The following is a 22,969-nucleotide window of genomic DNA, read 5'->3' on the forward strand; positions in this document are numbered from 1 at the left end:
CGGTCGGCAGGCTAGGTCAGCTGCATGTAGTTGCGCTGGGCGCGCTGCTTGTCGGGCTTGGGGGCTTCCGGCTGCTCGGCCAGCAGCTCCAGCAGGCGTTCGGGCGTGAGCTCGGTGAAATCCTTGATGACGGTGAGCGGGGCCTGAAACGCCTTGGCCGGCACGCCCGAGGCCACGGCCACGCAGCGCATGCCGGCCCTGTAGGCCGCCTGCTCGCCCAGCACGGCGTCTTCAAACACGATGCAGTCTTGGGGCCGAGCGCCCAGCTTGGCGGCGGCCACCGCGAAGGTGTCGCCGTGGGGTTTGCCGCGTGCCACGTCGTCTTTGCCCACCACCACGTCGAAGAAGCGGCGCAGGTCGAGGTGGTCGATGATGTAGGCAATGGTTTCGGGCGGCGAGCTGGTGCCGAGGGCAATGCGGAAGCCCGCGGCGCGGGCCGCTTCCAGAAAGCGGCTGAGGCCGGGCGTCTCGCGGCGCTTGCTCCAGTACAGGGTGCGGTACAGAAACTCACGCTGCGAGGCGTACTCCTTGAGCTGCTTTTCGGGCACGGGGTGGCGAAAAACCGTCTTGAGAATGTTGGTGGCCGGCATGCCGTTGAGGCGCTGCAGCAGTTTGCGGGCGTTGGTGCTCAGGCCCAAGTCGCGGAAGAGCAGCTGGAAGGCGCGGGCCTGGTAGGGCGTGTTGTCGATGAGGACGCCGTCCATGTCGAAGATGAGGGCTGGTTTCATAGGAAGCGAGGGTGTAGAGACGCAAGATGTTGCGTCTCTACGTTGAACGACTTGCGCTTGAACGGTGACGTGCCGCTGGCACCCAAATGGCGCGGACGGCGAGACGCAAGATGTTGCGTCTCTACAGCGCGGCGATGCGCGGTATCTTTGCCGTTGCATAGCCTTACCCGCTTTTACTTGAAAAAGATACTGCCGTTCACCGTGGCCGCTCTGCTGGCCGCCGCCCCAGCCTTCGCCCAGAAAGCCGAAAAGCCCCTCCCGCGCCCCAAGCTGGTCGTCGGCATCGTGGTCGACCAGATGCGCTACGACTACATCTACCGCTACTGGAGCAAGTACCCGGCCGGGGGCTTCCGGCGCCTGCTGGGGCAGGGCTTCAGCTACGAGAGCTGCCACTACAACTACGTGCCCACCTACACTGGTCCTGGCCACGCCAGCGTGTACACCGGCACCACGCCGGCCGTGCACGGCATTGTGGGCAACAACTGGTTTGAGCGCGAAACCGGCAAGGGTACCTACGTGACCGAAGACAAAACCGTGCACGCCGTGGGCGGCACCGAAGCGGCCGGCCAGATGTCGCCGCGCCACCTGCTGGCCACCACCATCACCGACGAGCTGCGGCTGGCCACAAATTTTCAGGCCAAAACCATCGGCCTCAGCATGAAGGACCGGGGCAGCATCCTACCGGCCGGGCATTCGGCCACCGCCGCCTACTGGTACGACGGCACCAACGGCGCCTTTATCAGCAGCACCTTCTACCAGCCCACGCTGCCCGATTGGGTGCAGAAATTCAACGCCGCCGGCCACGCCGCCCGGTACCTGGCCCAGCCCTGGAACACGCTGCGGCCCATCGGCGACTACACCGAAAGCACCCCCGACGACGTGCCCTGGGAAGGCGCGTTCAAGGGCGAAAGCAAGCCCGTGTTTCCGCACGATCTGCCCGCGCTGGCGGCCGGCGCGCCCGCCTCGGTGCAGCCCGCCCTCAAAAACTCGGGCGAAACCCGCAACCCGCAGGCGCCCACCCAGAACCTCGACCTCATCCGCAGCACGCCCTTCGGCAACTCGCTCACCACCGACTTCGCCCTCGAAACCCTGCGCCAGGAGCAGATGGGCCAGCGCGGCGTGACCGATTTCCTGGCCATCAGCTACAGCAGCACCGACTACGTGGGCCACCAGTTCGGCCCCAACTCCATCGAAGCCGAAGACACCTACCTGCGCCTCGACCGCGAGCTGGCCCGCCTGTTTGAGGCGCTCGATAAGCAAGTGGGCAAAGGCCAGACCCTGGTGTTCCTCACCGCCGACCACGCCGCGGCCCACGCCGTGGGCTTCAACCAGGCCCACCGGCTGCCCGGCGGCGGCGTGGGACCCGCCGTGATGCGCGACTCGGTGCAGCGCGCCCTCACCCGCCAGTACGGCCCCGGCCAGTGGGTGCTCAGCTACGAAAACCAGCAGGTGTACCTCAACCGCCAGCTGCTCAAGAAGAAAAACATCGACCTGGGCAAGGCCCAGCAGGACGTGGCCGCCGCGCTACTCACGCTGCCCGGCGTGACGCAGGCCCTCACCGCCCTCGACCTGCAGCGCGCCCACTGGAGCGAAGGCCTGGGCATGTACCAGGAAAACGGCTTTTTTGCCCCGCGCTCCGGCGACGTGCTCACCGTGCTGGCCCCCGGCTGGCTGGAGGCCTACGCCTACCCCGTGGTGAAGGGCACCACCCACGGCTCCAGCGGGGCGTATGACACGCACGTGCCGCTGCTATTTTGGGGCTGGGGCGTGAAACACGGCACTTCGGCGGCCGCCGTACGTATCACGGACATCGCGCCCACCATTGCGCGCTTTCTGCACATTCAGGAACCCAGCGGTTGTTCGGGGGTTCCTTTGGTGGAGGTGCTTCGTTGATTTGCTGATTTTTTGATGTGCTGATGTGCTTTTCCGCGCGGGTTCATGCACTTGGCTGGGGTGAGCGTGCGGAGGATATGATTTTGGACAAAATTTTCCGGATGCTCAACAGGCGCGGCAGCAGTTCGCCGGGGCTTTCGTAGGAAGGGGCGTGGTGGCAGAGCAGCAGCCAATAATCGGTTTCTTCGGCTTCTTTGGCCGCAATTTTACATTTGTGTACAAAGTCGGCGCGGCTTTCGGAACTTTGCGCCTCCCGAACATTCGCGCCAATTGCCGTTCCGCTCCTCATCAACTGTTTCGCCATGACGTAGCGCCGCTGCGCTTCCAGCCGTTCGGTGTACTCGATGATGAGCAGCGAAAATTCAAAAGTCAGCCGAACAATTAGATTATCAGCTTCGGGAATTGCCACGGCAAAATAGTTAAAAGTCAACCGGATATACCACAAACATACGCTCTGCCTTGGCTCTCGGGTGGCTTGCCCACCAGCAACCAGCGGGAGCACATCAGCACATCAAAAAATCAGCAAATCTTAAGAATGGCCCATTTTAATCCCTGGCACGACGTGTCGCGCGGCGACGAAACGCCCACCATCGTGCAATCCATCATCGAAATCCCCAAAGGCAGCAAGGGCAAGTACGAGCTCGACAAAGAAAGCGGCCTGCTGAAGCTCGACCGCGTGCTGTTCTCGGCCGTGCACTACCCCGCCGCCTACGGCTTCATTCCGCAAACGTATTGCGACGACAAAGACCCCCTCGACATTCTGGTGCTGTGCTCGGTCGACATCGTGCCCATGTGCCTCGTGGAGGCCAAAGTCATCGGCGTGATGCAGATGGTGGACCAGGACGAGGAGGACGATAAAATCATCGCCGTGGCCGCCCACGACATCTCGGTGAACCACTACAACGACATCTCCGACCTGCCCCCGCACACGCTGCTCGAAATGCAGCGCTTCTTCGAAGACTACAAGGCCCTCGAGCACAACAAGCACGTGGTGGTGGAGCGCTTCATGGGCAAGGAAGACGCCTACCGCATCATCAACGACAGCATCAAGCTCTACCAGGAAACCTTCGGCGAGCGCAAGGCGGTGCTGGAAGAAAAATAACCCGGACACGACCTAACGGCCGTTTTCTCGTAAAGGCGAAGCATGACCATTCAGCGTCCTGCTTCGCCTTTTTGGCGTTTTTTATACGAAAACAGTCTGTTGTTGGTGATTGTCACCATGACACTGCTGACCTTGGGCGGCCAGTTCCTCACCGGCTGGTACGACTACAACGACGAGCTGCAGGACATGGGCCTGGCCCAGCTGTCGGCCGGCCAGTACCTCACGTCGGGTCATTTTCTGGAGGCCACCTTCGAAAACTGGGAAAGCGAATTCCTGCAAATGGGCCTCTACGTGCTGCTCACCGTGTGGCTGCGCCAGAAAGGCTCTTCCGAATCGAAAAAGCTGTACGAAGAAGAGGAGGTAGACGCCGAGCCCGACCCCAGCAAAGAAGACGCCCCCGGCCCCGTGAAGCACGGCGGCTGGGTGCTGAAGCTGTACAAAAACTCGCTCAGCCTCGCCTTTTTCGTCTTGTTTTTGCTCTCCCTCTGGCTGCACGCCAAGGGCGGCGCCGAAGTATACAGCATCGAGCAGGTGCACGACGGCAAGCCCGCCGTGGATACGCTGGCCTACATGGCCACCTCGCGGTTCTGGTTCGAGTCGTTGCAGAACTGGCAGAGCGAGTTCCTCAGCATCCTGAGCATCGTGGGCCTCAGCATCTTCCTGCGCCAGCACGGCTCGCCCGAAAGCAAGCCCGTGGACGCCGCCTACGCCGAAACCGGCAAGTAGCGGCACCGCCCTGTGGCGCCGTGGCGCTAATTTCGGCCGTGCCCACGCCGCCTGCTCCTTCCCTGCGCTTCTCCTGGCCCCGCCGGCTGCTCGACGCCGTGCTCTACAGCAGCGTGTGGCTGTCGGGCGCGGCGGCGGCCCAGACGGCCTATACCCTGCACCTGTGGCCGCCCCTCGACGCGGCCGGCTACCGGCTGGTGCTGCTGGTGTTTGCCGCCACGCTGCTGGTTTATAACCTCGACGCCGCCTTGCCCTTCAAGCACCGGCAGCCGGCGGGCACTTCCGGGCGCAAGGCCTGGCAGCAGCGCCACCGCCGCGGGCTGGCCCTGATGGCGGCCGGCGCCGCGCTGGTGGCGGGCGGGCTTTTTCTGGCCGATGGCTGGTGGCGCTACCTGCCCAAACTGCTGCCGCTGGCGGCGCTGGCGTTGCTGTATTCGTGGCCGCTGCTGCGCTGGCGCGGCCGGCGGCGGGCCCTGCGCGAAGTGCCACTGCTGAAAGTGTTTCTCATTGCCGGGGTGTGGTCGCTGGTCACGGTGGGGCTGCCGGCCCTGCTGCTGCACCACCCGCTGACGGCCGTAGCGGGGCTGCTGGCGCTGCGTTTCTGCCTGGTGCTGGCCCTGGCCATTGTGTTCGACATTCGAGACGTGAGCCGCGACCGGGCGGCGGGCACGCACACCTTCCCAGTGCTGCTGGGGCTGCGCGGGGCTAAGCTGGTGGCGTTGGCGTTTTTGGCCGCTACTTTGGTGCTGGGCTTGGGCTGGGGCATGCCGCGGCTGGGCCTGCTGCTCACCGTGCTGTTGGCCGCCACCGTCATTGTGCTGGCGCACGAGCGCCGCGACGATTATTTTTTCGCCCTGCTGGCCGACGGCGTGCTGCTGGTGCCCCCCATTCTCTACTTCCTGAGCTAGCCGGGTTCTAGCCCCGTGCTAACTCCTGCAGCGCCGGGCCGATAAACCGCACAATGTCGCCGGCTACCAGGCCCGCTTGCCCGGTTTCGGCGGCGGCCAGGTCGCCGGCCCGGCCGTGGGCGTACACGGCCAGCCGCGCCGCTGCAAACGGCGACAGCTGGGCGTGGGCGCGCAAGGCGAGCATCAGGCCCGTGAGTACGTCGCCGCTGCCGCCCGTGGCCATGCCCGCATTGCCGGTGCTGTTGAAGTGCAGCTCGCCGGTGGGCGTGGCCAGGCAGGAGTAGGCGCCCTTCAGCAGCACCAGGCAGCGGTGCCGCTGGGCAAAATCGCGCAGCAGGTCCAGGCGGTGGTAGTCGTCGCGGGCTGGGCCGGTGAGGCGCTCGAACTCTTTGGGGTGGGGGGTGAGCACGGCGTTTTCGGGCAGCAGCGCCAGCAGCTCGCGGTGCTGGCCCAGCAGGTTGAGCGCGTCGGCATCAATGACGAGGTGCAGGGAAGCGGGGCGCTTTTCGGCGGGCTTATTGGCTGCTTCCAGCAGCTGGCGCAGCACGGCCACGCCTGCCTCGGCCTGGCCCAGGCCCGGGCCAATGCCCACGGCTTGGTAGGGTTTTAACTCCGGCAATTCGCTGATGAAATCGGCCTGCGCATCGGTCAGGCACATGGCTTCGGGCTGGCTGACTTGGAAGATGTCGTAGCCGCAGCCGGGGATGTGCGCCGTGAGCAGGCCCACGCCGCCGCGCAAGCAGGCCCCCGCCGCCAGCACGGCCGCGCCCATCTTGCCCCGGCTGCCCGCCAGCAGCAACGCGTGCCCGAAAGTGCCTTTGTGGCTGAATTTCGGGCGGGCGGGTAAGGCGCCGGCCATGGTAGCGACGTCGGTATACTGCCAGGGCGTGGCCGTTTCGGCAATAAAGGATGGGCTCAGGCCAATGTCCAGCACCTTCCACTCGCCCACGAACGCCGCGTTTTGTGGCAGCAGGAAAGCCAGCTTGGGCAGGCCGAAGCTGACGGTGTGCCGGGCGTGCACCACGGCGCTATTGGCCGGCTGGGTCGCGTCGGCAAAAAGCCCGCTGGGGAGGTCGATGGCCACGACGCGGGCGTTGGCTTGATTGAGCTGCTGCACCACCGCGGCGGCCGTGCCCGCCAGCGGCCGCGACAGGCCGGTGCCAAACAGCGCGTCGATGACCACGCCTTCGGCCGGCGCATCCAGTGCGCCGTGCGGCCCGAGGGTGCTCACGGGCACGGCAGCGGGCAGGCGCTGGCGGTTGTGCTGCCAGTCGGCCGACTGTTTATCGGCCGGAAGCAGGGCCACGCGCACCGCGTAGTGGGCCGCATGCAGCAGCCGGGCCACGGCCAGTCCGTCGCCGCCGTTGTTGCCGGGGCCGCACAGCACCAGCACTTCGCGGGCAGCGGCGGCAGCAAATTGCCCGAGGAACCACTCCGTGAACGCCTGCGCCGTGCGCTCCATGAGCTCGACGGAAGTAATGCCTTGTTCCTGCAGGGTGGCGTGGTCGAGCTGGCGGGTTTGGGCGGCGGAAAGGATTTTCATGGCGAAGCGGGCGGGTGGAAAAGCTACTTTTGCGCATGCAAGAAACAGCCCGCGTCTTCATCGTGCCCGGCCTCGGCAACTCCGGCCCCGACCATTGGCAAACCCATTTTCAGCGCTTCCACCCCGAGTTTACCCGCATCGAGCAGCGCGAGTGGGATGCGCCCGACTGCTCCGAGTGGGTTGACACCCTGGAGCAGGCCCTGGCCGGCGAAGACCTGCGCCGCGTGGTGCTGGTGGCCCACAGCCTGGGCTGCGTGACGGTGGCGCACTGGGCCGGGCGCTACGGCCACCGCGTTCGGGGCGCGCTGCTGGTGGCACCCAGCGACGTCGAAACTGCGCACTATGCCGCGTTTCCCACCACCGGCTTCGGGCCCATGCCGCTGGCCCGGCTGCCCTTCCCGAGCAAAATCGTGTTCAGCCAGAACGACGAATGGGTGACGCCCGTCCGCGCCCGGCAATTTGCCGAAGCCTGGGGCAGCGAATTGGTCGACATCGGCGACGCCGGCCACATCAACGCCGCCAGCGGGCACGGCGCCTGGCCCGCCGGGCTGGCGCTGCTGCGCGAGTGGCTGTAAGGGAAATGCCGCCGCGCCGTCTAACCCTGCAGCGCCGCAAACCTCCCGGCCACGGCTGCGTTTATCTTTTCTGAGCCTGCCATTTTCCCTCAACCTCCCCTCATGCAAACCTGGAACGACGTCATCCGCCTTGCCAATAATCCCATTCCTTCGCCTCGCCGCGTAGAGAAAACGCCCGCCGAATGGCGCGCCCAGCTCACGCCCGAGCAATTCCACGTCACCCGCGAGCACGGCACCGAGCGCGCCTTCACCGGCGAGTATTGCGAGGCCCACGAAGCCGGCCTCTACGCCTGCGTGTGCTGCGGCACCCCGCTCTACGACTCGCGCACCAAGTTCGAGTCGGGCACGGGCTGGCCGTCGTTCACGCAGCCGGTCGACGAAAGCGCCATCCGCTACAAAAAAGACACCAGCTACGGCATGGTGCGCGTGGAAGTGCTCTGCAACGTGTGCGACGCCCACCAGGGCCACGTGTTTCCCGACGGGCCCGCGCCCAGCGGCCTGCGTTTGTGCATCAACTCGGCCAGCATCAAGCTGGTGCAGGAGGCACCGGCCTCGGCGCAGTAGGGCGGAGTTAAATCTGCCACTACAAACAAGTTGTAAATTTGAGCCGGCTCGGCTGCGTACGCAGCCGAGCCGGCTCATTTTCACTAAACGGTTTGTATGAAACAACAACTACATTTTATACTGGCCCTGTCTGCTTTGGCTTTTGCGACTGCCCCGGCCCAGGCCCAAACTCCGGCGGCCAAACGTGGCGCAACCGGGGCGGCGCCCGTAGCGGCCCAACGTCTGGTTTCCAACTCCGCCTTTCGGCTGGTGCAAACGGTGAAGCAGCAGTACCGCAGCAACGCCTGGCTTGATACGCTGCGCTTCACGTATTCCCGCTTCACGGCCCTGAATTTGCCTCAGCGCGAGTTGCGCGAAAATGCGCCCACCCGCGGGGCGGCCCTGCGCGCGTTGCGGCAAGAAAATTACCAGTACAACGCGGCTGGCAAGATGACGTCGGACTCCACGTTCGCCTTCACGAACGGCGTGGTGAACACCACCGCCCTGTTGGCCCTGAACTACACGTACGACACGCAAGGCCGGCTGCTGCAGGAATTGCAAAGCATTCGGTCGAATGGCGTGTGGCGCCCGTATGGCCGCAGTACCTACACCTACAACGCACTGGGGCAGAATACGCGCATTCTGGACGAGTCGTATTTCGGCTCGGCGTATTTTGCCGACGACCAGGAGCTATTTACCTACAACGCCGCCGGGCAAGTGGCGACGGACGAGTTTCAGCTGGCCGACCTTTCCGGCACGGTTTTCAGCCCGTTTCAGCGCAACGTGTACACCTACAACGCCTCGGGCCTGCGCCAAACCGATGTGCAGCAGCGCTACACCAACGGGGCCTACGTGGATGACTTCCGCGTGACGAATACCTACACTGCCACGCCCATTGGCACCCCAGCCGCTTACCAGCTGGCCAGTTACCTGGTGGAGCGCGTCGGGAGCACGCCGGGCGTGTGGCAGCCCTACTCGCGCGGCACGGAAACCTACGACGCCGACGGCAACCTCACCGTCGACCTGTACCAGCCGTACGTGAGCGGCGCTTACGTCAACGATTTCCGCTACCTCTACACCTACCAGCGCGTGCTGGCCACCACGGCCTCGCGCGCCCTGCAGGCCCAATTGGCCGTGGTGCCCAACCCTGCCACCGGCGGAACGACGGCAGCAGCCCTTCACTACGTGCTGCCCACGGCCGCCCCGGTGGCTGTGACGGTGCTCGATGCCCTAGGCCGGGCCGTGCTCACGTTGCCCGCGCGTGCGCAGTCCGTTGGCGAACACACGCTGGCGTTGCCCGCCCTGCCGCGCGGCGCCGGGGTCTACGCGGTACGCCTCAGCACTGGCACCCAAAGCCAGACGGTGAAACTCGTGCTGGAATAAACCGGTGCTGCCCGCAACCACAAAAGCCGCTTCCTGATGTGGAAGCGGCTTTTGTGGTTGCGGGGGAAACCCAATGGCCAGCCAACCAACGGAAAACGTACACCTTTGCGCCCCGGTATGGCCCGCCGGCGAACGAAGCCGGTTCCGGCGCTTGTTTCGCTGGTGCTCTTTGCCGCCGCTTCGGTCCGTTGCCCCGTTTTTACCCATCCTCCAATTCCCACCATGTCGTTGCTCTTCACCGATTTTGCCTCCTGGCAAGCCCATTGTACCCGCACTGGCCAGCCGCTTTACCAACCCGTGCTCGATTATGAAATCGAACAGAAAGGCCGCAGCGAAGACGAAATCTGGGCCGGCCTGCAGCTCGCCTACGACGTGATGCGCGACGCCGTGCACGAGGGCCTGACCGGCGACATGACCTCGCGCTCGGGCATGATTAACAACGGCGCCAAGAAAATTGCCGCCTCGCCCGTCACGGTCCTCTCGCCCGAATTCAAACAGCTCATCACCCGTGCCTTGGGCGCCAAAGAAGTGAACTCGTGCATGGGGCGCGTGGTGGCCGCGCCCACCGCCGGCGCCTCGGGCATCTTGCCCGGCGTGCTGGTCACGCTGCAAGACCTGCACAAGCTCTCCGACCGCCAGATACTGGAGGGCCTGCTGGTGGCCGCCGGCATTGCCCTCATCATCGAGCAGAACGCCTCGCTGGCCGGGGCCGTGGGCGGCTGCCAAGCCGAAACCGGCTCGGCCGCGGCCATGGGCAGCGGCGCCATCGTGTACTGCCTGGGCGGGCCCGTGGAGCAGGTGTTTGCCGCCGTGGCCGTCACCATTCAGTGCATGCTGGGGCTGGTGTGCGACCCCGTGGCCGGCCTGGTGGAAGTGCCCTGCGTGGTGCGCAACGCCTCGGCCGCCGCCATTGCCTTTTCCTCGGCACAGATTGCCATTGCCGGCATCGACCCGGTTATTCCCGTCGACCAGTGCGTGGCCGCCCTTGGCGAAGTGGGCCAGGCCATGGAAACCCGCTACAAGGAAACCGCCCTTGGCGGCTTGGCCGCCACCACCCGCGGCAAGGAAATTGAGAAAATGGTCTTGGTGCAGGACGTCAACATCCTGCCCGACGACCCCGACCAATAAGCGTCGCTCACCGCGACGGCGCTTCACCATTTCCCACAAAAAAGCCCCGCTGGCAGCTTGCCAGCGGGGCTTTTCAATGCGCCTAATCCGAAGATTATTCCTTCACCAGGCGGCGGGTTTCCACGCCGTCGGTGTTGCTGAGGCGGAGCAGGTACACGCCGGAAGCCATGCCCTTCAGGTTGAGGGGATGGGTGGCGGTGCCGGCGTTGGCGGGCAGCACTTCGGTCAGAATCACGCGGCCCAGCGGGTCAAGCACCGTCAGCTGGGTAGCCGAGCGGAAGCCCGTCAGCTCCAGCGTCACCTCGCCGTTGGGCGTGGGGTTGGGGTAAAGCTTCAGGCTGGCGCCGGCGATGCTGTTCTTGGTGCCGGTAACCACCAGGGCGGCGGAGGGCAGCGAGACGCAGCCGTTGGCGTTGGTGGTGGTCACGGTGTAGGCGCCGAGCTGGGCCGGGGTGCCGGTGAGCACCAACGTCTGGCCCGTGGCGCCGGCGACGGCCGTGGTGGTCGTGCCAACGGTCAGGTACCACTGGTTGCCCGTGGCCGCGCTCGAGGTGAGCGTGGTCGTCGTGCCGTTGTACGTGGCCGTGATGGTCGGCGTGGCCGGCCGCGGGTTCACCGTGAACGTTGTGGTGGCCGTAACGGCCGGGCACGAAGCCGTGGCCGCCACCGTGTTGGTCACGGTGTAGGTGCCGGCCGTGGAGGTAGCCAGGGTGATAACGCCCGTGGTGGCGTTAAGCGTCAGGCCCGCCGTCGACGAGAACGTGCCGGCCGTGGCGCCGGTGCCCAGCGTGGGCGCTACGGTGCCAGTCGAGCCCACGCAACCCGTGGCCGTGGCGTAGCTGAACGTGGCCACCTGTGCGGGGCTGATGGCCAGCGTGAGCGTAGCCGTGCCCGGCGAGCAGGTGCCCACCGCGTTCGAGGTGAGCGTGATGGTCACGGTGCCGGCGGCAATGTCGGCAGCCGAGGGCGTGTAGGTAGCGCCCAGCGTGGTGGCGTTGGGCGCGAACGTGCCCGTGCCGCTGCTGGTGTAGGTGCCCGTGGTAGCCGAGCCGCCCACCGTGCCGGCCAGCGTGTAAGCCGAAGCGGCGCAGGTAGTGGCCGTGGCGGCCGGGAAGCTGGCCGTAGCCGGCGCCGTTACGTTCACCTGAATGGGCGTGCGCGTGGCAGCCACGCACTCGCTGCTCACCACCCAGTCGTAGAACCAATAGTAGTAAGCCGGGTCGAAAGAGTTACCCGTGATGCTCACGCCACCGCCGTTGTAGGGGTAGGTAGCGCCCGAGTCGTTGCGGTAAGCCGTCACGGTGCCAGTACCGAGGCCTAGGCGTTGGGCCGTGCCTACCACCAGGTTGAAGCCCAGCGGAATGTAGGTCTTCGTGCCCACCTGCGCCGCGGTTACGGCTACGGTGGCGGTCTGAAGCACGGTGCCCGTGCTGCTGCGGTATTCTACCACGAGGTTACCGGCGGCGCCGGGGTACATGTACACGCCGGTGAGGACGGTGGGTTGCGTCACGCTGAACACCATGTACTGCGCCGCGGAGCTTTGCGAACCCGTGCCAATGGCGTTGGTGAGCGCGCCCACCGAAGCCGTGCCGCCCGTGTAGGCTTCGGCATAATACGTCGTCGAAGCGGTGAGGGCCGGCGTGGTGTAGCTGCCCGCCGTGGTGGTGGTCAGGGCCGTGCCGCCCGTGGCGGTGCTGAAGAAGCGCACCGAGTTGCCGGTCGTGGCCGTGGCCGTCAGGGTGGCGGTAGCGCCCGAGCAGATGGTCAGCGGCGTGTTGGTGGTGGCAATCACCGGGTTGGTCACCGTGATGGTGGCTACGTTCGAGGTGGCGGCGGGTTGGGCCGCGCAGCGCACCTGCGCGCGGTAGTAGGTCGTCTGGGTCAGCACCGGCGTGGTGAAGGTGGCCGCCGTAGCGCCGCTCACGTCGGTGAAGGTCGTGTTGTCGGTCGACTGCTGCCACTGAATGGTGCCGTTGGCGGCGCCGGTCAGGGTGAGGGCAGTAGTGCCGCTCACGCAGAGGTTGCTCGAAGCCGGCGACACGGTGCCCGCCACCGGGGCGGCCACCGTGCGCGTCACGGCCGCCAGCGCGTCGTTGGCAGTATTCTGGTCGCCGGTCACCGTGGCGGTGATGGCGAACGAATAGCTGCCCACGGCCGACATGTTCAGGGCAGGAGCAAGGGTCACCGTTTGCGCCGCGCCGGCGGCCAGCGTGCCCGTCGAAAGGGTGCCCGTCAGGGTTTGAGGACCGCCGGGGGTGGTCACCACGGCCGTCACGGTGGCCGGGTTGGCGGCGAAGTCCAGCGCCGTAGTGCCTTGGTTGCTTACCTGCACGGTCACGGTTTCGGCCGTGCCGTAGCAGCCTTGGGTGGCGGTCGGCGTCACGAGCGCAACGGGTGCCAGGTCGATGGGCGACAGGCTGCGCACACTGATGTTGTCGATGTCGACGTAGTAGTCGCCGTTGCCGCGTAGGGCCACAAACTGCAGTTGCACGGACTGGCCCACGCCCACGCCCGTCAGGGGCACGGTGTAGGTGTAGAAGTTGTTGTTGGCGGTGCCGTTGCCGTTGTAGTTGCTTGCGTTGATGGCAAACACTTTCTGGTAAGTCAGGCCGCAGTCCGTCGAGAGCAGCACTTTCAGCGTGTCGCCGGCCGCCAGCGTGGTGCCGGTGGCGGGGTAGCCGCTGAAGTCCACGAAGCGGGCATCAAACGACAGCTGGTTGGTGGCCGTCGTGGTGTTGCCCAGCTTGGGCAGAATGGCAAACGAGCTGGGGTTGGTGCCGTACACGTCGGCCGACAGGGCATTGCTGCCGCTGGTGCCATGGTTGGCCAGCACTTTGAAATCGTAGGTCGCGTTGCCGGTGTCCACGGTGTAGCCCGCGGGCAGGTTGGTGCTGGCGTTGAAGTTCTCGGCGTAGGGCAGCGGCAGCGGCGCCACCGTGGTGCGGGTGGCCGTGAGGCTGTTGTTGGCCGGGTTGCCGTCGCCGGTGGTCGTCGTCGTGATGGCGAACGAGTAAACGCCGGCCGCCGTCATGTTCAGCGTGCCCGGCAGGGTCACGTTCTGCGTGGCACCGGCCGCCAGCGTGCCGGTGTTCAGGGTCGTGGTAAAGGTCTGGGCGGTGCCGCCCGGCGGGGTCACCACCACCGTCACGGTCACGGGGTTCAGGGCCAGGTTGAGCACGGCCGTGGCGCTGTTCGTGATGGTCACCGTCACGGCCTGCGCCGCGCCGAAGCAGCCCGTAGCGGCCGGAGCCAGCAGGGCAGTGGCGGCCACGTCGATGGGCGCGGGCGTGTACTCGTCGGCGCCAATGTCGGGCGTGGTGGTGCTGCGGGTGTCGCCGTCAATGTCAACCGTGACGCCGCTCACCGGCACGCCGGCGTTGTTCAAGGCCGCGGAGAACGTGTGCAGGTCGGTGGCCGAGCTGAACTGCGGGTCCACGTTCAGCGAGTGCGTATCCTGGCCGGTGGCCGTGCGCAGGTCGGCCAGCGTGGTTTTGTCGGAGCCCAGGTAGCCCAGCACACCCTGCGAGCCGCTCACGAAGTAGTCGTTGTAGTCGATGCTCGCGTAGGCCGTGTTGGCGGCGGCGCTGTAGAAGCCGTAGCTCTTGGCGGTGGTGCTGGTGGGCAGCAGCAGGCTGTTCACCAGAATGTTGTCCACCACGGTCATGGCCGTGGAAGTAGAGGCCACGTAGAGCGCGGCCGACACGTAAGCCGACGTGCTCGACGTGTTGTTGTAGTTGCCGGTCAGGTTCACCGAGTTGTGGGCCACCGTCACGCCGCCCGTAGCAGAGCTGGCACCGATGCGAATGCCCACGATGGCGTCGCTGCTGAAGCTGGTCCAGCCGGCGCCGTTGATGCCCGCCACGAAGTTGTTGCTCAAACGCACGTTGCTGGTGGCCGAGCCGGTGTTCAGGTCGATGCCGCGGCCGCCGTAGGTGCTCGTGTTCGAGGCCACGTTCAGCACGCGGTTGCGGTCCACCACGCCGTTGAGGAAGTTGGTGCCCAGGTTCAGGCCCACGGCATCGAAGGAGCCGGCGTTCACCGTCACCCCGTTGATGGTGTTGCCCGTCACCGTGGCGCCCGACACGCCGGTGCTGAAGGTCATGCCGTAGGTCAGGGCCGAAGCCGTGGCCGCCACCACGTTCTGCACCGTGTTGCCGCTCACCACCGGCGACACCGCGTTGGCGATGAAGACGCCGGCGTTGCCGATGTTGGCGGTGCCGGCCGTAGCCGGGCCCACCACGTTGTTGTTCACCACCAGGCCGTCGGTGCCGCCGGCCGAAGTGGTGGCCGAGCCACCCACGTAGATGCCCACGTAGGCCTGCGTGATGCGGTTGTTTTGAATCACGAGGTTGTCGTTGTCAGCCCCCGAAGCGCCGGCCGTGGCGCCCCCGGCGGCAATGCCGATGCCGCTGGTGGTCGACGAAGCCGTCAGGTTCAGGTTTTTCAGCGTCACGTTGGTGGCGCCCAGGGCCGTGCCCAGGCTGCGCACCTGCACCACGGCGCCGCCCGCACCGGCGTTGGCCAGCGTCAGGTCTTGCGTGGTGCCCGTGCCGATGGCCCCGTCCAGGGTCACGTAGTTGGCGCCGTTCAGCACCACCAGTGCGGTGGTGTTGGTGCCCGAAATCGTGGCCGCCACCAGCGGCTTAATCGTCAGCGTGTTGGTGGCGCTGGCGTCCGGGTTGGCGTTCAGGGTAATGGGGAAGGTTTCGGCCGTCGAGTAGGCCGCGTCGAGCAGGGCAAACGTCACGGCGCCGCCCAGCGTGTTGGCGTTGTAGGCGGCCACTGCGGCCGTCAGCGTGGCGTAGGTGCGGGTGGGGTCGGGCGAAGTGCCCGTGCCCACGTAGTAGGGGCCGGCCAGGGCGCCCTGCACCAGGAACTGGTTGGGAGCCGTGGGGGCCGTGGTGCCGGGAGGCGTAGCGCCCGAGCCGCCCAGCGGGCTGGTCGACGCGTTGCCGGGCACGTCCTGCGCGGCCACGTAGTACTGCACCACGTCGAAGCCGGCCACGCCGCCAATCAGAGTGTAGTCGAACGTGAAGGTGTAGCTGCTGCCGCTCACGCTGGTGGCGTTCACGAACACGTAGGCGCCCGTGGTGCCTTTGCGGTAGTACAAGCGCGGAGCGTTGGTGCCCGTGGCAATGCCGCTGGGGTCGCTGATGGTCACCACCAGCGTGCGGTTGGCCGTGCTGGGCGTGCTGCCCAGGGCGGTGTAGGTAATGGTCGGGCCGCTCAGGTCCTGCGGCGTGAAGGTGCCTTCGTCGGCGCCCAGGTCGGGCGTGGTTGTGCTGCGAGTTTCGCCGTCGAAGTCGGTGGTGATGCCCGCGATGGGCGCCCCGCCGCCTTCCACCTGCGTGGGCGTGGTGGTGCTGATGTGCAAGAAGTTAGTCGCCGTGCCCGTGGTGCTGGCAAACGGCACGTCTTCCGTCACCGAATTGCTTTCGCGCGAAGCCACCAGGGCTTTGTAGGCCACCAGGGTTTGCGAGGCATTGGTGGCCGTGGTGGTGCCTTCCACGTAAATCAGGTTCGTGGCCGAAGGCGTGCCCGCGTAGTACAGGTTGTTGTTGGCGGTGCTGGCCAGGTTGACCGGGGCCGTGCCCGTTGTGCCGCTGATGCGGCGCAGCGCGGCGGTGTAGCCGCCCGTGCCCACGGCCGTGCTCTTGTTCACCACAATGTTGTTGCGGGCGTCGAGCACGGCGCTGGTCGAGTTCAGGTAGATGCCCGACGTGCCGAAGGTGGTGCCGGTGCTGGTGGCGTTCAGGTAGATGGTGTTATAGTACAGGTTGTGGGTGGTGCCGCCGCCGATGAGCACGCCGGTCACGCCCACCAGGCTGGTGGAGGTGGCGGCGCGCAGGTCGCCAATCAGGTTGTTGGTCACCGTGGTGGTGGTGCCGCCCGTCAGCCAGATGCCCGTGCTCAGCACTGCCGCCGTGCCGCTGGCGGCGCTGCCGCCGGCCAGGTTGTAGATTTTGTTGCGGCTGATGGTCGGCGAGCCCGTCGAGGCCAGAATGCCGGCCACGTTCGAGGCCACCGCCACGGCGCCCACGCCGGTGAGGTTGCTGATGGTGTTGCCCGAGATGTTGACAGCGCCCGACGAAGCCGTCGAGATGCCGAACGAGTAGCCGCCGGTGGTGGTGGTGCTCACCGAAATCGGAGCCGTGGGCCCGCCAACGGTGTTGCCCGTGGTGGTGCCGATGTTCACGTCGCCGCTGCTCACGTAGATGCCCGACAAGATGCCGTTGCCGGTGGTGGCGCCGCTGCTGCTCACCCAGGTGATGTTGCCGATGGCGTTGCCCTGCACGTTGGTGGCCGTGCCGGTGGTGGTGGCCAGGCCGATGCCGATGAAGCGGTAAGCCGCGGCGGCGTTGGCGGCGGTGAGGGTGACGGTGAGCGGCGTGCCGCCCAAGGCCGGAGCCGAGCCGCCGATGAAGTTGCCCGACACCGTGTGCCCGTTGTTGGCGTTGATGAAGATGCCGTACATCGTGCCGGCCACGTTCACGCGGCTGGCCGTTTGGTAGAAGCTGTTGCCGCTGATGTTCCAGCCGGCGCCCGACTGGTTCAGGTAGATGCCGTAGGTGCTGCCCGTGCCGTAGTTGTTGAACAGGTTGTTGTTCAGGATGCTGTTGCGGGCGTTCAGGGCGTTGCCGCCGTAAATCAGCGTCACGGGCGTGGTAGCGCCGTCGCCGATGTTGCAGTACTGCACCGTGTTGTCGCTATTGCCGGTGGTGGTCACCGTGCCGGTGAAGTTCACGTCGGGCGAGCCCGAGTCGCTGGTGCCCACGCCTTTAATCTGCACGTGCTGCACCGTGTTGAACGTGGCATCGCTGGTGAACTGCAGCGGAATGCCGCTCGTGCTGGTGCTGCTGATGGTCAGGTCAGTAGCTTGTGCGGCCCCGCTCACCGTGGTGCCCGAGCCGCCGGGGCGACCGTCGATAATGAGGTACTTGCCGCCCACGATGTTGAACACGGCCGCGGCCGTAGTGCCCGTGATGCTGAGGTTGTTGGCGCCCGCAGCCGGGCGCACCGTGATGGTGTTGGTGGCCGTGGCGCCGGCGTAGCTATACACCAGCGGGAAAGTTTCGGTGGTGCTCACGTACGCCGCTTGCAGTTCCAGTACCAGCGGGCCGCACAGGCCGTTGTTGGTGATGGCCGTGAAAGCGGCGGTCAGCGAAGCATAATCGGCGCCGGGGCCCACGGTCTTGGTGCCGCAAATGGGCACCGCGGCGAGCGTGGTGACGGTGGCCGTGGGCGCAAAAGACTGGATGCCTTCCGCGTTGGCGGCCACTTTGTAGTAATACGTGGTGTTGGCCGCGAGGCCCGACTGAGCCAGCGTCACCGTGCTGCCGGTGCCCGACGACGACGACGACGTGACCGAGCCCACCGACGTGAACGTGATGTTGTCGGTGGAGCGCAGTACCGAGAAGCTGTATTCGTTGGTCGAATTGTCGGTGATGCTGACGGTGAGGGTGGTTTGCGTCACAGCCGTCAAGGCCACGGTGGGCGCGGCCGGGGTGGCGGTGGGCGTGAACGTAAACACCGTGCGGGCGCCATCGGCCGTCGAGCTGAGCACCCCAACGGGGGCGTTGTCGGCCAGCGAGGTGGTGGTGGCCGTCGTCACGGTCGCGTCGTAGGTCGGCGTCGCGTTGTAGGTTTTCACCACGCCAATCTGCCCGGCGCTGGTGCCCGCCGAAATGAAGAGCGAGCGAGTTACGCTCGTGCTGTTGTTGTAAACCGAGCCGTAGCGGTATTCAATTTTGCCGGTGTTCTCTTCCAGCAAGACCTGCATCACGCTGCCTGTGCCCGTGGACCCAAACGGAATGCGCAAGCCGTTGAATTCAATCACCAAGGTCTGGTTGGCGCCCGGGAGCACCTTGTAGTGCACTTTGCCCGCGGCCAGCACAGCGTTGTCGCCGCCTATTGGCGCCAAGATGGCGGCGCCGGAAGCGGGCGAGGCCGTGGTGCCCGAAATAGCCGTCGCGCCCAGTCGCACCTGCCCGTTGGAGTTCGTGCTGAACTGCGTGTAGGGCGTGCCCATGAAGACGAACGTGAAGCCAATGGGCTGCACCGTCGACGCGTCGCTGTCGCGATAAGTGCCGGTCGCCAGGGCATCGGTGGTGCCCGCCGACATGTCCACCAGCGAGCCATTGCTGCTGGTGGCGAAGGCGTAATTGGCCGTGCTTTGGGCCCAGGCCGCCGAACTACTGAACAAGGTCAGCAGCGCCACGACCAGCCACCGGCTCAGCCGGTTAGCAAGTAAGGGTGTGTGCATAAAGGGTTGGAAATAGGTGGGGAAAAGGGGGTGAAAAAGAAAAAAAGGAAATGAAAAAATGTGAATATGCGCCTTTCTGAAAAGAACTGCGGCGTAAATTAGTCATTATTTCAAGGTGTTTATGCGCTGAAATAAAGCTTTATCCGATTGCTCCAAAAAAAAGCCCCCGATTCTGAGTCGGAGGCTTTTCAGGAGGGCGCACTCAACGTGCAGAACCGTGCTAGCGCTTGATGACTTTTAGGCGCAGCGGCTGCCCGGCCAGCGTGGCCTGGAGCAGGTACAGGCCCGACGGCACGGCGCTCAGGTCGCGCAGGGGAAGTTGGCTGGTGCCGGCCGGCACGTCCAGCTGCCGCGTCAGCGCCTGGCGCCCGGTGGCGTCGGTGAGGGTGAACAACACCCCGGCCTCGGCCTGAAGCGAGTGCACGGTCAGGAAAAGCTCGTGGTCGAAGGGCTGGGGCGCGGCTTGCAGCGCGTCCACGAAAGAAGCCGAGCCGAAATCCAGCGTCCGCACCGGCGAGAAGCTGGCGGTGCCGTCGAGGTCGAGCTGGCGCAGGCGGTAGTAGCGCCGGCCGGCTTTGCCAACTTCGCGGTCGAGGTAATCGTAGCGGCGGGGGGCCGTGCTGCTGCCCGCCCCGGCCACGAAAGCCAGCGGGCGGAACGTGTGGCCGTTGGTGCTCACTTGCACCTCAAAACCGCGGTTGTTTTTTTCGCTGGCCGTGGCCCAGGCCAGGGCCGCGTCATCGCCTTGGCGGCGGGCTTCGAAGGCGCTAAGTTCCACGGGCAGGGGCGGCCCCAGGCGGAAAGCGCCTTCGTCGGCGCCCAGGTCGGGCCGGGTGGCATTGCGCACATCGCCGTCGAAGTCGTCGGTGATGCCGGCAATGGGCTGGCCGCCGCTTTCAATCTGGGTGCCGTAGTTGAGCTTGATGTGTAAGAAGTTGGCCGTCGTGCCATCGGTGCTGATAAAGGGCGGGTTCTCGGTGAAGGAGTCAGCTTCTTTGGGGGCCAGCAGCAGCTTGTAGGCCGGCAGGTCCTGGGCCGTCACGGTGCCGTCGGTGAACAGCACGCTGGTGGGCGACGGCGGGCCGGCCCAGTATAGGTTGTTGTTGGTGGTGCTGGCAAAGTTGCTGTTGGTGGCGTTCACGTCGTCGCGGCGCAGGGCGGCGGTCACGAAGGTGCCGTTCGGAGTCGAGAGGTTGGCCACCACGTTGTTGCGCAGGTTCACGAGCGGCGCGGTGGCGCCCAGCACAATGCCCGACGTGCCGAAGTTGGCCGCGGTGCTGCTGGCATTCAGGTACACGGTGGTGAAGTACACGTTGGCGGCCGCGCCGCCCGTCAGATTCAGGCCGGTCACGGCGTTTCGGCCGGCGCCGGCCGGGGTGCGGAAGTCGCCGAGCAGGTTGTTGGCATACGTGACGGTGCCCCCAAAGAGCTGGTAAATGCCGGTGACCTTGCCGGCCGCGCCCGTCGCGCTCAGGTCGTAAAGTTTGTTGCGGGCAACGCTGCTGCTGCCGGAGGTGGTGTTCACGGCCGACAGGTAGATGCCCACCACGTTGCCACTCCCGCTGCCCCCGATGCTGAGGCCGCCCACCACGTTGCGCAGGATGCTTTGCGCCGTGCCCGCCGAGCCGCCGCCAATGTAGATACCCCACACGTTGTGTTCCGCCGTCGTGCCGGTGCCCCCGATGCTCAGGCCCGTAATCACGTTGTCAGTCAGCGTTTCGGACGGGACCGCGCCGCTGGCTTCCTGGCTGTAGCCGGCCACCAGGGAACTGGAGGAGCCGGTGCCGGTGGCGTTGGGAACGGCGTTGTTGGTGATGGTATTGGAGCTGAACGTGAGGGTGCCGGTGTTCACCGCTGCGCCCACCAGCCGGCCGATGGCGCCGGTGGCTTGGTTGCCGCTCACGGTGTTGCTGCTCAGGGTGATGGGCGTAGCGCCGGCGGCCGCATTGGCCACGTAAATGCCATAAAATGCCCCGTTGCCGCTTTTGGTGTTGTTGGTGACCTGGTTCGACGAAATGGACGTGGACGCAGAGGCGGCGGTTGCCCCAACGCTTGCCCGACTGATGCCGATAACGTTGCCAAACGAAGCCGCGCTGTTATTCGACACCTGGTTGCCGCTGATGACGACCGTCGTCGCCGCGTTGTTGGTGCGGTCCGCAATGTAGTTGACCGCACTCGCGTCGCCGCTGACGTTGTTCGTAACCTGGTTTGCCGAAATGGTGGTGGCCGCGGAGTTGACGCCACTGCGCAAAATGTGGTTCACCTCATCGGTGGTGACCGAGCTGTTGTTGGTAATGAAGTTGCCGGTGATGGCCACCGTTTGCGGGGTGGTGCCGTTGGAGCTGGCGTCCACAAGCCAGCTGACGGCGCCCGTAGCACCGGTCAGCACGGAGTTTTGCACGCGGTTGTTAGTGATGCTGACGTTGCCAACGGCGCCGCCCGCATTCTGCAAAATGCCGACGACGCTGCCCGTCGAGGCCGAAGTGATGGACACGGTATTGCCGGATATCAGCAACGTGCCCAGCATGCCCGCGGACGATGTGAAGCCCGTGGCAATGCCCCGGACGGGGGCCGAGCTGTTGCCGTTGGGAGTGCTGATGACGTTGTTTTCAATGCGCAAGCCGCTCTGGTAATCGGCCTTGATGCCGAACACGGTGGCCGCGGTGGTGCCGCTGATGTCAGAAAAGGCATTGCCCAGCGTCGAGCCCACTTTGTTGTTCAGGTCCGGAAAAGCCCCGGCCGTAGCCCGGCCCAGGAGCGAGATGCCCAAACAGGCATTGGTGATGGTGTTGCCATCAAATTCATTGCCCGAGTTGGCGCCCGCCACGTCGCTGGTCACTTGGGCCACGCCGCTGATGTTGGCGTTGGCACTGTAGATGCCGATGGTGCCGCTGTTGGTCTTGTTCAGCGTCACGGCGCAGTTGCGGATGACGTTGTTTTGGCAGCCGTCGGTGGCCGAGGGCCGAAACAAGGCGTAGCCGTACTCCATTTTTTGGGTGTTGGTGCCGGCCGTGCTATTAGCGTCGCTCACGTCGATGCCGTCGAAGGTGATGAAGTCGGCCCCGCTGAGCTTAATGATGGCATCCTGCGCGCCGCCGCCTGCGTTAGCGGCCGGCTTCACCACGGGGCGCACGTTGGCGCCGCTGGCCGTCGAGTTGTCGCGCTGAAACGTGACGCGGGCGGTGGCGCCCGCGCCGGCCACGGCGTTCAGCTGCACGTTGCTTTCGGGGTAGGTGAGGTTGTCGCGCACGTTGAACGTGGCGGCGCAGCTCACGCCGGCCGTGTTCAAGGAATTGAACGCCGTGGCAAACGAGGTGAAGTTGTCGGCGCTGGCCGCCAGGCTGTTGTTCAGCGTGTAGGTGCCGCAGAGCGGGCTGCCGGCAAAGCCGAACGTGGCCACGAAGTTGCTGCCGCCGTTGCTGTCGAACCGGTCGCCCAGGTTCGTGGAGGCCCGCCAGTACACTTCCACCACGTAGGTGCCGCGCGTGGTGAGGCCCGCCGTCAGGTTGATGTTGGCCCCGGTGAGGGTCCAGCGCTGGTCGCAGCCGTTGTTGTCGCACGAGCTCAGGTTGGCGCCAAACGGCAGGTTCACGGCGGTGTACGCCGGGCTGGCGCTGCCGCGGGAGGTGCTGCCCAGCAAATACACGCGGTAAAACAGCGTGGCGGCGGTCACGTTGCCGCCGTTGTTTTTAAAAGTGCGAACCTCCGCCCCATCGAGAACGAGCGACGCGTTGCCGGGGGAGTAGCCGCCCGCGCCCAGCGTGGCGCCTTCGTAGGGCGTGGTGTTGCCCGCGTTGAGGTTGCCGGCGCGGTCAAAGCCGTCGATGCGCACGGTGGTCTGGAAAATGCCTGTTTGCTGCGCCCATGCCGTTTGGCTGCCGGTGGCCCCGGCCAGCACGGCCCAGGCCAGCACGGGCATTCGTTGCGCAATGCGCCGCACAACTGTCCGCGAGATGGAGAGTAAAGAATGTAGCATGCCGTAGGGAGTGGGTGGGAGGAAAAGGAGTGGCCAAGCTGCCCGAAAGGAGCTTGTAATCTGGTTTTTGCAGCAGGCAAGGCTGGGCAAAGTCCAAAGGTCTTACATTGAGGCCTGTAATGCAACAAGGTGTGCAAACCTTTGCCCACGCTCGCGGGCTTGGCTCGTTGTGGCCGCAAAGCAGCCTTGGCCGCAACGCAC

Annotated in this window: 13 protein-coding genes; 8 read left to right on the forward strand and 5 right to left on the reverse strand. The window is 65.6% G+C overall.

From position 1 onward, the window contains the following. Positions 1–11 precede the first annotated feature (11 nt). A complete protein-coding gene (locus IC234_RS16530) occupies positions 12–728 on the reverse strand; it encodes an HAD family hydrolase (RefSeq protein ID WP_190926717.1) in 717 nt (238 codons plus the stop codon). Positions 729–905: 177 nt separating this feature from the next. Between IC234_RS16530 and pafA the strand changes: the two genes are divergently transcribed. After that, positions 906–2,621 (forward strand): alkaline phosphatase PafA, encoded by a 1,716-nt coding sequence (gene pafA / locus IC234_RS16535; RefSeq protein WP_223827729.1) that lies wholly within the window; start codon positions 906–908, stop codon positions 2,619–2,621. 43 nt (positions 2,622–2,664) lie between these two features. On the opposite strand, the gene IC234_RS16540 is transcribed toward pafA, so the two are convergent. Then, the gene (locus IC234_RS16540; protein WP_317173392.1) at positions 2,665–3,030 is read right to left on the reverse strand and encodes a four helix bundle protein; all 366 of its coding nucleotides are present in this window, start codon (positions 3,028–3,030) and stop codon (positions 2,665–2,667) included. A 126-nt stretch (positions 3,031–3,156) separates the two neighbouring features. Here IC234_RS16540 and IC234_RS16545 point away from each other — a divergent pair, with 126 nt between their 5' ends. The 3 genes from IC234_RS16545 to IC234_RS16555 are packed head-to-tail and all read left to right on the forward strand — an operon-like array spanning position 3,157 to position 5,357. Continuing rightward, positions 3,157–3,723, forward strand: a complete 567-nt coding sequence (locus IC234_RS16545) for an inorganic diphosphatase (RefSeq protein ID WP_190926720.1) — start codon at positions 3,157–3,159, stop codon at positions 3,721–3,723. A 42-nt stretch (positions 3,724–3,765) separates the two neighbouring features. After that, positions 3,766–4,449, forward strand: a complete 684-nt coding sequence (locus IC234_RS16550; protein WP_190926722.1) for a DUF6766 family protein — start codon at positions 3,766–3,768, stop codon at positions 4,447–4,449. Between the two features lie 20 nt (positions 4,450–4,469). After that, a complete protein-coding gene (locus tag IC234_RS16555; RefSeq protein ID WP_190926724.1) occupies positions 4,470–5,357 on the forward strand; it encodes a UbiA prenyltransferase family protein in 888 nt (295 codons plus the stop codon). A gap of 7 nt (positions 5,358–5,364) precedes the next feature. On the opposite strand, the gene IC234_RS16560 is transcribed toward IC234_RS16555, so the two are convergent. Next, a complete protein-coding gene (locus tag IC234_RS16560; protein WP_190926726.1) occupies positions 5,365–6,900 on the reverse strand; it encodes an NAD(P)H-hydrate dehydratase in 1,536 nt (511 codons plus the stop codon). A gap of 35 nt (positions 6,901–6,935) precedes the next feature. Here IC234_RS16560 and IC234_RS16565 point away from each other — a divergent pair, with 35 nt between their 5' ends. From IC234_RS16565 to sdaAA, 4 genes are all read left to right on the forward strand, one after another. Then, on the forward strand, positions 6,936–7,475 hold the full coding sequence (locus tag IC234_RS16565) for an RBBP9/YdeN family alpha/beta hydrolase (RefSeq protein ID WP_190926728.1): 540 nt from the start codon (positions 6,936–6,938) through the stop codon (positions 7,473–7,475). Between the two features lie 102 nt (positions 7,476–7,577). Next, positions 7,578–8,039, forward strand: a complete 462-nt coding sequence (gene msrB, locus IC234_RS16570; RefSeq protein ID WP_190926730.1) for a peptide-methionine (R)-S-oxide reductase MsrB — start codon at positions 7,578–7,580, stop codon at positions 8,037–8,039. Between the two features lie 96 nt (positions 8,040–8,135). Further along, positions 8,136–9,401, forward strand: a complete 1,266-nt coding sequence (locus tag IC234_RS16575) for a T9SS type A sorting domain-containing protein (protein WP_190926732.1) — start codon at positions 8,136–8,138, stop codon at positions 9,399–9,401. A 222-nt stretch (positions 9,402–9,623) separates the two neighbouring features. Beyond that, complete coding sequence (gene sdaAA / locus IC234_RS16580) at positions 9,624–10,529, forward strand: L-serine ammonia-lyase, iron-sulfur-dependent, subunit alpha (protein ID WP_190926734.1); 906 nt, start codon at positions 9,624–9,626, stop codon at positions 10,527–10,529. A gap of 94 nt (positions 10,530–10,623) precedes the next feature. Here sdaAA and IC234_RS16585 read toward each other — a convergent pair whose 3' ends face one another. Together IC234_RS16585 and IC234_RS16590 are read right to left on the reverse strand one after the other, a co-directional pair. Next, entirely contained in the window at positions 10,624–18,792 is an 8,169-nt protein-coding gene (locus IC234_RS16585; protein ID WP_190926737.1) for an Ig-like domain-containing protein, read from the reverse strand. 220 nt (positions 18,793–19,012) lie between these two features. Continuing rightward, positions 19,013–22,768 (reverse strand): beta strand repeat-containing protein, encoded by a 3,756-nt coding sequence (locus IC234_RS16590; protein ID WP_190926740.1) that lies wholly within the window; start codon positions 22,766–22,768, stop codon positions 19,013–19,015. Between the last annotated feature and the right edge of the window lie 201 nt (positions 22,769–22,969).

The organism is Hymenobacter armeniacus, from assembly GCF_014699055.1.
GTDB lineage: Bacteria > Bacteroidota > Bacteroidia > Cytophagales > Hymenobacteraceae > Hymenobacter > Hymenobacter armeniacus.